Annotated in this window: 15 protein-coding genes; 3 read left to right on the top strand and 12 right to left on the bottom strand. The window is 72.3% G+C overall.

Features of this window, described 5'->3' with window-relative positions; all coding sequences use genetic code 11:
- Positions 1 to 44: 44 nt before the first annotated feature.
- From C1701_RS22635 to pafA, 9 genes are all read right to left on the bottom strand, one after another.
- Positions 45 to 422 (bottom strand): phage holin family protein, encoded by a 378-nt coding sequence (locus tag C1701_RS22635; protein WP_026419788.1) that lies wholly within the window; start codon positions 420 to 422, stop codon positions 45 to 47.
- A 158-nt stretch (positions 423 to 580) separates the two neighbouring features.
- On the bottom strand, positions 581 to 1,792 hold the full coding sequence (locus tag C1701_RS22630; protein ID WP_026419789.1) for a GNAT family N-acetyltransferase: 1,212 nt from the start codon (positions 1,790 to 1,792) through the stop codon (positions 581 to 583).
- A 161-nt stretch (positions 1,793 to 1,953) separates the two neighbouring features.
- Positions 1,954 to 2,634: a DUF4333 domain-containing protein gene (locus C1701_RS22625; RefSeq protein ID WP_030105313.1), complete on the bottom strand. Its 681-nt coding sequence runs from the start codon at positions 2,632 to 2,634 to the stop codon at positions 1,954 to 1,956.
- A gap of 191 nt (positions 2,635 to 2,825) precedes the next feature.
- On the bottom strand, positions 2,826 to 5,609 hold the full coding sequence (locus C1701_RS22620; protein ID WP_026419791.1) for a DEAD/DEAH box helicase: 2,784 nt from the start codon (positions 5,607 to 5,609) through the stop codon (positions 2,826 to 2,828).
- Between the two features lie 36 nt (positions 5,610 to 5,645).
- Positions 5,646 to 5,954: a Sec-independent protein translocase subunit TatA gene (tatA, locus tag C1701_RS22615; RefSeq protein WP_026419792.1), complete on the bottom strand. Its 309-nt coding sequence runs from the start codon at positions 5,952 to 5,954 to the stop codon at positions 5,646 to 5,648.
- 59 nt (positions 5,955 to 6,013) lie between these two features.
- Positions 6,014 to 6,265 carry a hypothetical protein gene (locus C1701_RS22610; RefSeq protein WP_245588892.1) on the bottom strand — a complete coding sequence of 84 codons (252 nt, stop codon included), beginning with the start codon at positions 6,263 to 6,265 and terminating at the stop codon, positions 6,014 to 6,016.
- 23 nt (positions 6,266 to 6,288) lie between these two features.
- Positions 6,289 to 7,263 (bottom strand): helix-turn-helix transcriptional regulator, encoded by a 975-nt coding sequence (locus C1701_RS22605; protein WP_026419793.1) that lies wholly within the window; start codon positions 7,261 to 7,263, stop codon positions 6,289 to 6,291.
- A complete protein-coding gene (locus tag C1701_RS22600; protein ID WP_026419794.1) occupies positions 7,260 to 8,240 on the bottom strand; it encodes a helix-turn-helix transcriptional regulator in 981 nt (326 codons plus the stop codon). The genes C1701_RS22605 and C1701_RS22600 overlap by 4 nt, the downstream gene beginning before the upstream one ends.
- A gap of 89 nt (positions 8,241 to 8,329) precedes the next feature.
- Positions 8,330 to 9,688 carry a Pup--protein ligase gene (gene pafA / locus C1701_RS22595; RefSeq protein WP_026419795.1) on the bottom strand — a complete coding sequence of 453 codons (1,359 nt, stop codon included), beginning with the start codon at positions 9,686 to 9,688 and terminating at the stop codon, positions 8,330 to 8,332.
- A gap of 66 nt (positions 9,689 to 9,754) precedes the next feature.
- On the opposite strand from pafA, the gene C1701_RS22590 reads away from it, so the two are divergent.
- The 3 genes from C1701_RS22590 (at position 9,755) to C1701_RS22580 (ending at position 12,072) form a co-directional block, all read left to right on the top strand.
- Positions 9,755 to 11,260, top strand: coding sequence for a bifunctional phosphatase PAP2/diacylglycerol kinase family protein (locus C1701_RS22590; RefSeq protein ID WP_026419796.1), 1,506 nt, complete (start codon positions 9,755 to 9,757; stop codon positions 11,258 to 11,260).
- Between the two features lie 191 nt (positions 11,261 to 11,451).
- Positions 11,452 to 11,598: a hypothetical protein gene (locus C1701_RS22585; RefSeq protein ID WP_162147325.1), complete on the top strand. Its 147-nt coding sequence runs from the start codon at positions 11,452 to 11,454 to the stop codon at positions 11,596 to 11,598.
- Between the two features lie 36 nt (positions 11,599 to 11,634).
- Positions 11,635 to 12,072, top strand: a complete 438-nt coding sequence (locus tag C1701_RS22580) for a universal stress protein (protein WP_026419798.1) — start codon at positions 11,635 to 11,637, stop codon at positions 12,070 to 12,072.
- A 24-nt stretch (positions 12,073 to 12,096) separates the two neighbouring features.
- On the opposite strand, the gene prcA is transcribed toward C1701_RS22580, so the two are convergent.
- From prcA to C1701_RS22565, 3 genes are read right to left on the bottom strand one after another with little or no spacing between them, the layout of a single operon-like run.
- The gene (gene prcA, locus C1701_RS22575; RefSeq protein ID WP_026419799.1) at positions 12,097 to 12,855 is read right to left on the bottom strand and encodes a proteasome subunit alpha; all 759 of its coding nucleotides are present in this window, start codon (positions 12,853 to 12,855) and stop codon (positions 12,097 to 12,099) included.
- A gap of 58 nt (positions 12,856 to 12,913) precedes the next feature.
- Positions 12,914 to 13,762, bottom strand: a complete 849-nt coding sequence (prcB, locus tag C1701_RS22570) for a proteasome subunit beta (RefSeq protein ID WP_026419800.1) — start codon at positions 13,760 to 13,762, stop codon at positions 12,914 to 12,916.
- Positions 13,763 to 13,816: 54 nt separating this feature from the next.
- Positions 13,817 to 14,011: a ubiquitin-like protein Pup gene (locus C1701_RS22565; protein WP_016697490.1), complete on the bottom strand. Its 195-nt coding sequence runs from the start codon at positions 14,009 to 14,011 to the stop codon at positions 13,817 to 13,819.
- Positions 14,012 to 14,060 lie beyond the last annotated feature (49 nt).

Below are 14,060 nucleotides of genomic sequence, written 5' to 3'. Positions count from 1 at the left end.
CGCACCCGGGGCGGTCGCTGCCCGGAGTTCGGTGTCGGGGGCGTTCAGGACTTGATGACCTTCCTGGTGACGCTGTACAGCACGGCGGACACGATGGACACGATGAGCCCGGCGAGCACCGCCGACCAGAAGTTCGAGACCGAGAAGGGCAGTCCGAACTGCTGCGCGATCCAACTGGCGAACATGAAGAGGAGGCCGTTCACCACCAGGCCGATCAGGCCGAACGTGAGCAGGTAGAACAGGCACCCCACCGTCTTCGCGACCGGCTTGAGCACCGCGTTGACCAGACCGACGATGACCGCCACCACCAACAGCGTCCCCAGCCGCGCCCCGGTGGTCCCGCCCTCCAGTTGCACGCCGGGGAGCAGGGTCGTCGCCCACACCGCGACGGCGGTGATCAGGACGTGCAGGATCAGGACCACCGTGACGCACCCCGTTCTCGGCTCGGCTCCGCGACCCCCCGGCCGCGATCGTCTTCGCGGCTACCGTAGCCGACGCCGCGGGGCAGCTGCCGGGAGTTCCCGGACGGAGCCCCGACCGACGCCCGACCCGGTGAGCGGCGACCTCCCACCCGGGCCGGTCAGAAGTAGGTACCGCACCAGGGGGTCTCCTCGGCCCCCAACAGCACGTCCGCCCTCGCGAGCGCGGCGCCGTCCAGCACCTCCACGAGGCCAGCGGTGGCGAGCACCGAGACACGGACATCCCCCTGGTACAGGGCGGCGAGGGCCGCCGAGGAGAGCCGGAGGTCCGGGTCGGCGTCCGTGCGGGCGGCTCCCTCGGCCGTCACCCGGTAGCAGCCGGAGTTGTCCGGCAGCAGGGAGTCACGCACCTCGAGGACGACCGGCTCGGCGTTCCCGTACGACCGGGCCGCCAGCGCTGCCGGCACGTCGGTGAGACGCAGCCACGTCGCGTCCTCGATCCCCTTGGTGCGCACCGCCCGGGGGTCGCCGACCCACCACTCCAGGGGCTCGTCCACGGGTGCGGTGTGCATCTCGACCGTGCCCACCAGGTCAGTCGTCAGGAGGAAGCGCCACAGCCGCCGCCGCACCGCCGGCTCCGGCGCGTGCAGGTCGTGGATGGTGAGGACGGCGCCGTCGAAGCCCGCATCGTCCGGGACCTTCACCTCGTACAGCACGTAGCCGTCCCGGTGGCCGGCGGAGCCGGTGTGGACGGCTCCCCGCAGGTTCCGGCCGTCCTTCAGGGGCATCTCCACCCTGGGCACCCACCACTCGGCCGGGCGACTGATCATGCCGGTCCGGTACGGACCGAAACCGGCGTAGATCTCGGGGGGCGCAGTGGCCAGCTGGTCGGTCCGGAGCAGCCGGACCGTGCCCTCCCCACCGAGGTCACCGATCCGGGCCCGGTCCGCCCGCACCTGGACCGAACGGCTCCGGTCCGCGACGCCGTAGCCGAAGCGACCGTAGATGGCGGTCTCGCTGGCCCGCAGGGTCGCCGTCGGCTCGCCCCGCCGGGCCGCGTCGGTGAGCTGGGTGCGCATCAGCTCGGTGAGGATGCCGCGCCGGGTGTGGTCGGCGCGCACCGCCACCCTGCTGACCGCCGCCATCGGCACTTCCGCGCCACCGGGGACCCGTAACAGGGCACCGAACGAGCTCGCCGTCCCCACGTACTCACCCTCGTCGAGGACTCCCCAGGTCCGCCCGGTCTGGTAGGAGCGGGCCGCGAGTTCCCACTTCTCGTCGGAGGAGACCGGCGCGTGCAGCGCCGTGCGGAACAGCTCGTTGGTCTCCCGGATCCGGCTGACGGGAACGGGCTCGACGTCAAAGCGGGTCATGGGGCGATCCTGCCCGGGGCGAGCCCGGGACGCGACGTGTTTTTCCCCTCGGTCCGCCCCCGACCACCGCGACGGCCCACACCGGCGGATGCCCGGGCGACGGCTCGGCGTCGGAGCCGGTGGGACCCCGCCGCCGGCCGCGCCCGCCGGGGCACCGGAGATCAGGAGGGCTGGACGACCTCGTAGTCGCCGTCCTCGTTCTTCACCTGGATGTCGACCTGCACGGGGTTCCCGCCGATGGTCGCCTCGCACTGGAAGCTGTGGCCGGCCTCCAGGGGTTGGTCACTGGGACAACTCACCCCCGACACGTCGCCGATGCCCCACGTGTCGGTGAGGATCCGCTGGACCTCGCCGGCCATGGCGTCGGAGTCGAAGACCTTGGAGTTGAACCAGCCCGGCCAGACGAACCCGAGGACGGCGACCCCGCCCAGCACCACGGCGATCCCGCCGCTGACGATCCAGGGCAGTGCGGACTTCTTGTTCTGCCCGGGGGGCGGGTAACCGCCGTACTGCTGCCCGTACTGCCCGTACTGCTGGCCGTACTGTTGCTGCTGCGGGTACTGCTGCCCGTACTGCCCGTAGGCCCCCTGCTGGGACGGGTCGCCGTAGCCGGGTTGCTGGCCGTACTGCCCGTAACCCTGCTGTGCCGCCGGGTCACCGTACCCGGGCTGCGCCCCGTACTGCTGCTGGCCGTACTGCCCGTAACCGGGTTGCTGGCCGTACTGCCCGTAACCGGCCGACTGTTCCGGCGTCCCACCGGCGGGGGTTCCCGGGTAGCCCTGGGGCTGCCCCCACTGTTGGTGCGGGTCGTTGCCCCCGGACGGTCCGTACGGGCTGGTCATGTTGGCCTCCGGCGTGAGCGTGCGTGTTCGTGGGCGCGCCGGCTTCGGGACACCGGAACCGGTGGACGCCGATCAAACCATAGCTCCCATCAGGTCTTCTTCGGGTGGTGGTAGCTCAGCTTGTGACACCGGACCGCCGAGGGACCCGGTCACGGACCGGAGTGCCCCGGAGGTCACCCCGGGGAGTGGGCTCACACCGAACCCATGGCGACGACACCTCGTCGCACGGCACGGACCGCCCTCCCCGCCGCCGCCCCGACCGGGTTCCCGGCGCCCACGACGTCCCGCAACTGGTCCAGGAGGTCCACCACCTGCCGGCACCACCGCACGAAGTCGCCGGCGGAGAGTTCCTGCCCCGCCGACGCGGCGGCGGTCAGGACGCGTTCGAGCGACTCACCCCGCGCCCACCGGAACACCGGCCAGGCGAACCCCGGGTCGGGTTCCCGGGTCCGGTCCAACCGGTGCTGGCGTTCCCGGTCCTCGACCTCGGCCCAGATCTGGCTGGTACGGGTCAGGGCCTCGGTGATGGGACCGGCGGGCAGCGGGCCGACCACGGCTCCCTCCCGGCGGGACTCGTACACCAGCGCGGAGACGACGGCGGCGAGCTCCGCCGGTTCGAGGTCCCGCCAGATGTCCCGGCGCAGGCACTCGGCGGCCAGCAGGTCGGACTCGCTGTAGAGGCGGGAGAGCCGACGGCCGTGTTCGGTGAGCCGTTCCTCCGCCCCGTCGCCGTCGAGGTACCCCAGCGCGCGCAACAACGAGCGGATCCGGTCGAAGGTGCGCACCAACGAGTGGGTCGTGCCGGCGACCTTCCCCCGCAGCTGGTGGACCTCCCGGCTCAGCCGCTCGTGGCGTTCGGCCCACCGCGCGTGGTCCTCCCGCTGGTCGCAGCCGTGGCAGGGATGGGCCCGCAGGGCACGGCGCAGCGCGTTGAGCTCGTCATCGTCGTCTACGCCCGCCCGACGCCGGCTCCGGGGTGGGACGTCGATGCCCGTGTTGCGGATGGTGGAGGCCAGGTCACGCCGCGAACGGGGCGAGCGCACGTCCACGTGCTTGGGCAGTCGGAGCCGGCCGAGGGCCTCGACCGGCGCGGGGAAGTCGGCCACGGAGAGCCGCCCGGCCCACCTGTCCTCGGTCACCACGAGGGGCCGGGGCTCGTTGATCGGGCTGAGCCCGGGGTCCACCACGACCGCGAGTCCGGAGCGGCGCCCCGAGGGCACCGCGATGACGTCACCCTTGCGCAGCCGTTCGAGTGAGGCGGCCGCGGCGGCCCGGCGGCTGGCGGTGTTCTGCCGTGCCAGCGCCTTCTCCCGCGCGGAGATCTTGCGCCTCAGGTCGAAGTACTCGCCGAAATCGCCCAGGTGGCAGGTGGCCGATTCCCGGTACCCCGCCAGCGCCTCCTCCGACCGCTCGATCTTGCGGGACAGCCCCACCACCGACCGGTCTGCCTGGAACTGGGCGAAGGACTGTTCGAGCAGTTCGCGCGCGGCCGGCGTGCCCACGCGGTGGACGAGGTTCACGGCCATGTTGTAGGCGGGCCGGAAGGACGAGCGCAGGGGGTAGGTCCGCGTCGAGGCCAGCCCTCCCACCTGCCGTGGATCCATCCCCGGCTGCCAGACGACGACCGCGTGCCCCTCGACGTCGATCCCCCGCCGCCCGGCGCGACCGGTCAGCTGCGTGTACTCACCGGGCGTGAGGTCGGCGTGCGTCTCACCGTTGAACTTGACGAGCTTCTCCAGCACCACCGTCCTGGCGGGCATGTTGATGCCCAGCGCGAGGGTCTCGGTGGCGAAGACCGCCCGCACCAGGCCCCGGACGAACAGCTCCTCCACGGTCTCCTTGAAGGCCGGCAGCAGGCCGGCGTGGTGGCTGGCGATCCCGCGCTCCAGCGCCTCCCGCCATTCCCAGAAGCCCAGCACGCCCAGGTCGGTGTCCGGCAGGTCCGCCGTCTTCAGGTCGACGATCCGCCGGATCTCCTCGGCCTCGTCCTCCGAGGTCAACCGCAGGCCCGAGCGCACGCACTGCCCGACGGCCGCGTCGCAACCGGCCCGGCTGAAGACGAACAGGATCGCCGGCAGGAGGGCGGCGTCGTCGAGCCGGCGCACGATCTCCGGCCGCCCCGGGGGGCGGTACCGGCTCTCCGGTGGCCGCTGGGCGTCCCGTCCCCGGTCCCGGGGGCCCCGGCGCGGGCGGCGGAGTGGGAACTCGAGTCGGTCCACCCTCTCCAACTGCTGCAGCAGCCGGGGGTTGACCCGGAGTTCGCCACCGGACTCGCCGCCGAAGAGGTCCAGCAGCCGGTTGCCCACCATCATGTGCTGCCACAGCGGCACCGGGCGGTGCTCGTCGACGACGACCGTGGTGTCTCCCCGGACCTCCACCAGCCACTCACCGAACTCCTCGGCGTTGCTGACCGTGGCGGACAGCGAGACGAGGCGGACGTGTTCCGGCAGGTGCAGGATGACCTCCTCCCACACCGCGCCCCGGAAGCGGTCCGCGAGGTAGTGGACCTCGTCCATCACGACGTAGTCGAGGCCCTCGAGGGTGGTGGAACCCGCGTACAGCATGTTCCGCAGCACCTCGGTCGTCATCACCACCACGGGAGCGTCGCCGTTGATGGCGGTGTCCCCGGTGAGCAGGCCCACGCGGTCCGGGCCGTACCGAGCGGTGAGGTCGGCGTACTTCTGGTTGGACAACGCCTTGATCGGCGTCGTGTAGAAGCACTTGCGGCCCTCGCCCAACGCCAGGTGCACCGCGAACTCCCCCACCACGGTCTTGCCGGCCCCGGTGGGCGCGCACACCAGAACCCCGTGCCCCACCTCCAGGGCCTGGCAGGCGGTTCGCTGGAACGGGTCGAGCTCGAAGGAGAGCTCACCCAGGAAGTCGGTGAGCTTGGGATGCGCCGCACGCTGGCGCGCGGCGGCGTACCGCTGCGCGGGGTCGAGCGGGGCGTGCTGGGATGCGGGGCGTCGGGCCACGCTCCCAGGCTTTCACATACCCCGGACGAACGGGGATCAGGAGGGCGGGGCCTGTTGGCCGGGGTTGGCCGCCGGTGCTCCATCGGCCTGGTTCGCCAGGGTGTTCGCGGGGCCGGCCGGCGGGGCCGGCGCGACGGCGGGGGCCACGGGGGCGGCGGGGGCGGACTGCGGGGCCTCCGTCCCGTCCCGCGGCTCCCCGTCCCGCTTCATGCCCTTGACCTCGGCCTTGAGGATGCGCGCCGACTGGCCGAGGGACCTGGCCATCGCCGGCAGCTTCGTGGCACCGAACAGCAGGACGAGCACGACGGCGATGATCAGGATCTCGGCGGTACCGATATTGGGCATGGTCCTCTCCCACGTTTCGGGGTCACTGGCAGGGTACTCCCGGACCGGGTGTGATCCGCCTACGCTTCCCGCCGGCTCCCCCGCGTGTTCGACGTCCCGCGCCGCTCCGCCACGGCCACCTTCAGCGCCGCCGTCCGCGCCCGGAGCAGACCACCCCGGTCAGCGAACCGCGCGGACAGCCGGCTCCGCGCGGCACTGGTCCGACGAGCGGCACGCAGCGCACGGCGCACCGCGACGGCGAGCACGACGAGCGCGACGGCGACGACGGCGAGGACGACCGCGAGAACCACGTGCGAGCTTTCGATGATCACCGGGACACGGTAGCGAGCTCCACTCAGCGGGCGTCGGCCAGCTCATCGGCCAGCCGGAGCGCCCGCTCGGCGCGTTCGGCGATCTCGGCGCCCAACGGCAGCGGCTCGACGACCCTGGCCCGGCCGCCCAGGCCCAGCACCAGTCGGACGACCCAGGAGCGGTCCGAGTAGCGGAGCCGCACCCGCAGCCGCCCGTCGGGCAGTTCGGTGCGTTCGTCCGTCGGGTAGTACTCGCTGACCCAGCGGGCGTCCTGGGTCAGTTCGAGCACCGCCGTCTCCTGGTCCGGCGTGGCGCGGAACGCCCCGCCCGCGACGTCCACGGGTTCCGCCTCCTCCGGGGTGCGGGCTGGCTCGTCGAGCAGCACGGCCTCGTCGACCCGGTCCAGCCGGAACAACCGGGTCGCTTCGGCCTGCCGGCACCAGGCGTCCAGGTAGCTGTGCCCGTCCATCAGGAGGACCCGCTTCGGGTCCACCACGCGAGTGGTGATGGCGTCGCGGGACGCCGTGTAGTAGCGGATGCGGAGGGCCCGGCCCTCGTCCACGGCCCTCGTCACCGTGCGCTGGACCGTCTCGGCGACGCCTGGTCGCCCGCCCAACCCGATCACGACGCCGCTGGGCTGGGCCTGGCCCACCGCGTCCTCGATCTTGGCGACGGCTCGGCTGACCGCCTCGGTGTCCGTCACCCCGGGCGTGTCGGCGAGGGCGCGCAGCGCCACCAGCAACGAGGTCGCCTCGGTGGCGGTGAGCCGCAGGGGACGGTCCATGCCGGCGTCGAAGGAGACGGTCACCGTCTCGTCGTCGAACGACAGGTCGATCAGGTCACCCGGTCCGTAGCCGGGGAGCCCGCACATCCACAGCAGCTCCAGGTCCTTGCGCAGCTGTTTCGGGGTCACCCCGAAATCCCGGGCGGCCTCCTCGACCAGGATCCCAGGGCGGGCCAACAGGTAGGGGACGAGGGCGAGCAGTCGGGCGAGCCGCTGCGAGGACGCGTTGCTCATCGGGTCTCCTCCACGATTCCACCGAGCACCGCGGCGACGGCGTCGGCCAGGCCGGCCGGCTCGATCACCAGCACGTCGGGGGCGTAGCCGGCGATCCAGTCCGCCGCCGAGGAGAGGGACCGGAACTCGATCTCGACGACGTCACCCGGTGTCCCACCCACCTCGCGGCCGCCGACGGTGGTGGCGTGCCGGCGGAGACCGTGCGCCCGGTCCGCCGCGATCCAGAGCACTGCCGGTTCCGGTGCGGGAGCGGGGTCGGCGCTGCCGGCGACGATCCTGAGCAGGTCGGCGTCGCTCGGTCGGTGAACGGCTCCCGGTTCGCCGACGGCGCGAACAGCGCCGACGATGCGGGAGAGCCGGAAGCAGCGGGTCGCACCCCGGTCCCGGTCATGGCCGACCAGGTACCAGCGGCCTCGCCAGGAGACCACTCCCCAGGGTTCCACCGTGCGCAGCCGGGCGTCCGGCTCCGGCTCCGAGGAACGGCGGTGCCGGAAGGTGACGACCTGGCCGTTCTCCACCGCCGCGCGCAGGGCGTCGAAGGCGGGCTCGGCGATGCGCACCTTCGGTTCGACGGCGGCCCCCACGCTCAGGTCCAGCTCGACCCCGGCGGCCCGTAACTTGAGCAGCGCCCCGTGCGCGGCCTGGGAGAACTCCGGGGACTCCCACAACCGGACCGCGAGTCCCACCGCCGCGGCCTCGTCGGCCTCGAGGTCGATCTCACCGAGTTCGTAGTCGGGGCGCGTGATCCGATACCCCTCGGTGTTGTCGAAGACCGAGTTGCGCCCGGTCTCCACGGGGATGCCGAGGTCCCGCAACTCGGCCTTGTCCCGTTCGAACATGCGGAAGAAGGCCTCGCTGCTGGGGGCCGTCGCGTACCCGGGGACGATGCCGCGGATGCGGTCCGCGGTCAGGTACTGACGGGAGGACAACAGACAGAGCACCAGGTTGACCAGGCGTTCGGCACGTGCGGAGGACACCACCGCACCCTAGCGGCCCCGCCCCGCCCGCCCTCCGGGAGGCCGGGGGGAACATCATCCGCGCGGGCGGTGCCCGCACCGGGGAGTGGTCACAACGACGAGATGAGGCGCTCCACCCGCTCGTCCACCGCGCGGAACGGGTCCTTGCACAGCACGGTGCGCTGGGCCTGGTCGTTCAGCTTGAGGTGCACCCAGTCCACCGTGAAGTCCCGACCGGCGTTCTGCGCGGCGGAGATGAAGTCGCCCCGGAGCTTGGCCCTCGTCGACTGGGGAGGGGTGTCCTTGGCGGCCTCGATCTCGCCGTCGTCGGTCGCCCGCTCGACCAGTGCCTTGCGCTGGAGGAGGTCGAACAGCCCCCGGCCCCTCCGGATGTCGTGGTAGGCCAGGTCGATCTGCGCCAGTCGCGGGTTGGACAGGCCGATCTGGTGCTTCTCGCGGTAGCGCTGCAACAGCCGGTGTTTGATCGCCCAGTCGACCTCCCGGTCGATCAGGCTGAAGTCCTGGGTCTCCACGGCGCGCAGCGTGCGGTCCCAGAGCTCCATCACCCGGTCGAGAGTGGCGTCGCTGCCGCGCTCCCGCAGGTACTCGGTGGCGCGCTGGTGGTAGTCCCGCTGGATCTCCAGCGCCGAGGCCTCCCGGCCGCCGGCGAGCCGAACGCCCCGCTGACCGGTGAGGTCGTGGCTGATCTCCCGGATGGCGCGGATCGGGTTGTCCAGCGTGAAGTCGCGGAACTGGACGCCCGCCTCGATCATCTCCAGCACCAGGTTGGTGGTGCCGACCTTGAGCAGCGTCGTGACCTCGGACATGTTCGAGTCACCAACGATGACGTGCAGCCGCCGGTAGCGTTCGGCGTCGGCGTGCGGCTCGTCCCTGGTGTTGATGATCGGCCGCGAGCGGGTGGTCGCGCTCGAAACCCCTTCCCAGATGTGCTCGGCCCGCTGCGACAGGCAGTACACCGCGCCCCTGGGGGTCTGGAGGACCTTCCCCGCCCCGCTGATGAGCTGGCGCGTCACGAGGAACGGCAGCAGGACGTCGGCGATCCTCGCGAACTCGCCCGCCCTGGCGACCAGGTAGTTCTCGTGGCACCCGTAGGAGTTGCCGGCCGAGTCGGTGTTGTTCTTGAACAGGAAGATGTCCCCGCCGATGCCCTCCTCCGCGAGCCGGCGTTCGGCGTCGACCAGCAGGTCCTCCAGGACCCGCTCCCCGGCCTTGTCGTGGGTGACCAGCTGGATGAGTTCGTCGCACTCGGCGGTCGCGTACTCGGGATGGGATCCGACGTCGAGGTACAGGCGGGAGCCGTTGCGCAGGAAGACGTTGGACGAGCGGCCCCAGGAGACCACCCGGCGGAACAAATACCTCGCGACCTCGTCCGGCGACAACCGGCGCTGCCCGTGAAAGGTGCAGGTCACCCCGAACTCGGTTTCGATACCGAAAATCCGCCGCTGCATGGCTCCACAGTAAGCGACTCCGCCCGCTCCCTCCGTGATCCATTCGGGGGGCGCTAGCTTCTGGTGATGCGAAAGTGGGTGTCCGAGGCTCTGAGACGGACGAACCGGCTGGACGGGAGACTGGTGCGCGCGAGCGGCCGACTACCGGCGACCAGAGCTGACGCGGTGTTCAGGGGCCTGGGCACCGCCGCGAACCACAGCCTGCTCTGGTTCGGGATCGCCGCCCTACTGGCGTCACGCGAAGGTGTGACGCGGCGTGCCGCGTACCGCGCCGTGATCTCGATCGCCGGAGCGAGCTTCACCGCGAACCTCGTCGGGAAGCCGTTGGTGCCCCGGAGGCGGCCCGCGACGGACCTGATCTCGGCGGAGCGGCGTTACGCGGCTCCACCCGTCTCCTCGTCGTTCCCGTCCGGCCACGCCGCCTCGGCTGCGGCCTTCGTCACGGCCGTGGGCATGGAGGCGCCGAAAGCCCTCCCGGTCGTCGCGCCCCTCGGTGCGGCGGTCGCGTACTCGCGGGTGCACACCGGTGTCCACTGGCCCAGCGATGTCGTCTTCGGCGCGCTGCTCGGCGGTGGGGTGGCGCTGGCGACGCGGCGGTGGTGGCCGCTGACGAACGGCGGGCCCGCGATCCGGCGGTCCCCGGTGCGGGCCACCCCGCTCTCCGACGGCGAGGGGCTGCTGGTCCTGGCCAACCCCGGCTCCGGGTCGGGTGGTGCCGATCCGACCGATCTGGTGTCCGAGTCCTGGCCGTCGGCCCGGATCCTGTCCCCGCCGGACGACGAGGCCACCGACCTGAGGCGGCACGTCGAGGAGGCCGTGGCCGGCAGCGCGGAGCCGGTGCGCGCGCTCGGCGTGGCCGGCGGTGACGGCACCGTCGCCGCGGTCGCGACCGTGGCCGCCGAGCGGGGCCTGCCGCTGGTGGTCATCCCCACGGGGACGTTGAACCACTTCGCGCGGGACGTGGCCGCGGGGTCGCCCGGGAGTTCCGCGTTGGCCACCGAGGAGGGCTTGGCCATCGAGGTGGACATCGGGACCGTGGACGGCGACGGGGCGGGGTGCCGGTGGTTCGTGAACACGGCGAGCCTCGGCGGTTACCCGGATCTGGTCCGGTACCGGGAGCGGTGGGAGCCCCGCTGGGGCCGGTGGTTGGCGGGAGCGGCGGCACTCGTCCGCGTGCTGCGGGAGGCGGAGCCGATCCGGGTGCGGATCGACGGCCGGGAACGCGCCGTCTGGCTCCTCTTCGTCGGGAACGGGGTGTACGAACCCCGCGGTTTCGCCCCGATGAACCGCCAGCGGATGGACGACGGGCTGCTCGATGTCCGCTACGTCCGCGCCGACGTGCCGTTCTCACGGCTGCGGTTCCTGGGGGCGGCCCTGACGGGCGCGTTGCACCACAGCCGCACGTACGTGCAGCAGGAGCGGCCGCGTTTCGAGGTAGACCTGGTCGACGACCGGACCAGGCTCGCGGTCGACGGGGAGGTGGCACCAGCGGGACGCTGGTTCCGGTTCACCACCCGGCCCCGTGCGCTGCGCGTCTACCACTGGCCGGAACGGGACGAGTGGCGTGGTTGAACCAGCACCGCCGTGGTCGGGCGGGGCCGCCGCCCGCCCGACCGCCTCGCTCGTCCCGGCCCGCTCGCGACGGACGCGGGGGATGTCGCCGGCTTCCCGCGGAGGGGGATCGCGAGCCGGGTCGGGTGGTGCTGGGCGCCGCCGTGCGGGCCGGTGGGCGCTCGTGCGCCCCGACCCCGCCCGGAGCGGCCGTGCGGCGCCGTGGGTGGGGGAAGGTCGGCGGTGGCGCGGAGGACGCCCCGGCCTCGCCGCCCGCCCCGGCCGGGGCCGCCGCCCTGCCGGTGGACCGGACCGGGACCGGCTACTGGCCGTCGCCGGCAGTCGACCTGATCGGATGACGACAGCGGCCCTTCCTTCGGGTTCGATGGGACCGTATGGACTCGTCCTCGGGGAGCTTCGAAGGGCCGGTGGTCGTCGGCCTGGACGGGTCGCGGCCGTCGCTGGTCGCGCTCCGGGCCGCGGCCGACGAAGCGAAGTGCCGTTCCGCTCCGCTGCACGTCCTGCGGGCCTGGACGCTGCGGAGCGCGTCACGCCCCCCGGGCCTGCCGCCCGCGACGGTTCCCAGCCTCGACGAGTACGCCGGGTGGATGCGCGAGCACACCGTCCGGGTCGTGGCGGACTGCCTGGGTGAGGCTGAGGAGGTCACGGTGGGCGCGCCCCGGGGGCGCGCCGTCACCGTCCTCCTGGCGGCGTCCGCGACCGCCAGTCTGCTGGTTCTCGGCCACCGGGGCCGGGGCGGCCGGCTGATGCTGGGCTCGGTGGCCGCGCAGTGCGTCCGCGCGGCCGAATGCCCGGTCCTGGTGGTGCGGTGATCGGGCGTCGAACCTCGGGCGCCGCTACTCGGCGGCGGGACCGTCCGGCGCGTCCTCGCTCGACCGTTCCTCGACCAGCGTCGCCAGGGTGGCGGTGGGGATCCGCCGGAAGGCCCGGTTCGGTCGGAACCGCTCCAGCACCGCCACCTCCAGCTGGTTGACGGAGATCTCGCGCTTCGGCGCCGCGGCGCCCCCGCTCCCCGAGCCCGTCCCGACCTCGGCGCCGAGGGCCCGTACGGCCAGCCGCAGGGCAGCGGCCAGCTCCAGACCCTCCTGGTAGTCCTCCCGGAGGACACCCCGGATGGTGTCGGCCTGGCCGCCCATCACCACGAAGCGGGACTCGTCGTCGATCGACCCGTCGTAGGACAGGCGGAACATCTTGTCGTTCTCCTGCGAGGAGCCGACCTCGGCGACGCAGACCTCGACCTCGTAGGGCTTCACCCGCTCCGTGAAGACGGCGTCGAGCGCCTTCGCGTAGACGTTGGCCAGCGTCTGACCCGAGACGTCCTTCCGGTCGTAGGCGTACCCGGTGAGGTCCGCGTGCCGGATGCCGGCGACCCGGAGGCTGTCGAACTCCGGGTAGCGGCCGACGGCGGCGAACCCGATCCGGTCGTAGATCTCCGAGACCTTGTGCAGCGTGTTGGACGGGTTGTCCGCGACGAAGAGCACCCCGTCGGAGTAGGTGAGGACGACGACGCTCCTGCCCCTGGCGATGCCCTTGCGGGCCAGGTCGGAGCGCTCGCGCATCAGCTGTTCTGGCGAGGTGTAGAAGGGCAGAGTCACGTGGGAGCTCCCGGCGGGATGAGAGGGTCTGGCTGGGCTGGGTCGTCGTTCGCCGGGCTCAGCCGCCCGGGTTGTCCCGGCGACCGGCGACGACGGACTCCGCCACCGAGGCGGCCCGCTCGTCGGTCAGCCGGACCGCGCCGTGCTCCGGGGTGATGGTGACGATGACCGGGTAGATCTTCCTCGCGAGGTCCGGGTGGCCGGTGGCCGTGTCGTCGTCCGCCGCGTCGTACAGCGCCTCCACGGCGTTGCGGATCGCGGTGTCCTCGTCCACGTCCCGCTCGTGGCGCTTCTTCAGCGCCGACTTGGCGAACAGGGAGCCCGAACCGACGGCGTGGTAGGAGCCGTGCTCCTCGTAGCGGCCCCCGGTCACGTCGTAGTTGAAGATCCGGCCCGGCCACTCCGTCCCGTTCGAGTCGACGTCGATCCCGACGAACAGCGGTACGACGGCCAGTCCGGCCATCGCCAGCTCGAGGTTGCCACGGATCATGTTCGACAGCTGGTTGGCCTTGCCCTCCAACGAGAGCGACACCCCGTGGATCTTCTCGTAGTGCTGGAGCTCCACCGTGAACAGGCGGACGAGTTCCAGCGCGATGCCGGCCGTCCCCGCGATGGCCACCGCGGAGTAGGCGTCCGCGGTGAAGACCTTCTCGATGTCCCGTTGCACGATGAGGTTGCCCGCGGTGGCCCGCCGGTCACCCGCCAGCAGCACTCCGCCCCGGTACTTCAACGCCACCACGGTCGTGCCGTGCGGCGGGTGCCCGACCTGCCCTTCTGGCATCGCCCGGTTTCCGGGCAGCAGTTCGGGCGCGGCCGCCCGCACGAAGTCGACGAAGGATGATCCGGGAGCGAAGTAGGCGTTCGGCAGGGCCGCGCCCGAGTGGGCGCGGGCTGTCGGGTTCTCCATGAGGCGGTGTACTCCTGGGTCGGCGTGACGGGTACGGCGGGCGGTGCCGACGGCCTACTGGCCGCCCTTCTGGACGTAGGCTCGCACGAAGTCCTCGGCGTTCTCCTCCAGGACGTCGTCGATCTCGTCCAGGATGGTGTCGACGTCCTCGCCAAGCTGTTCGCGCCGCTCCTGGCCCGCGGTCGTGGCTTCCTGAGCCTCGTCGTCCCCGTCGCCACCGCCGTGCTTCTGCGCGTGTTCCTGTGCCATCAGTCCTCCCGATGTCAGGGCGTTGCCCGTGTCCCAAGATTACCCAGTT

Origin of the sequence: Actinoalloteichus sp. AHMU CJ021, from assembly GCF_002895405.1 — a bacterium.
Lineage (GTDB): Bacteria > Actinomycetota > Actinomycetes > Mycobacteriales > Pseudonocardiaceae > Actinoalloteichus_B > Actinoalloteichus_B caeruleus.
Note: the sequence above shows the minus strand (reverse complement) of the source record. Positions and strands in the feature narration are given on the sequence as shown.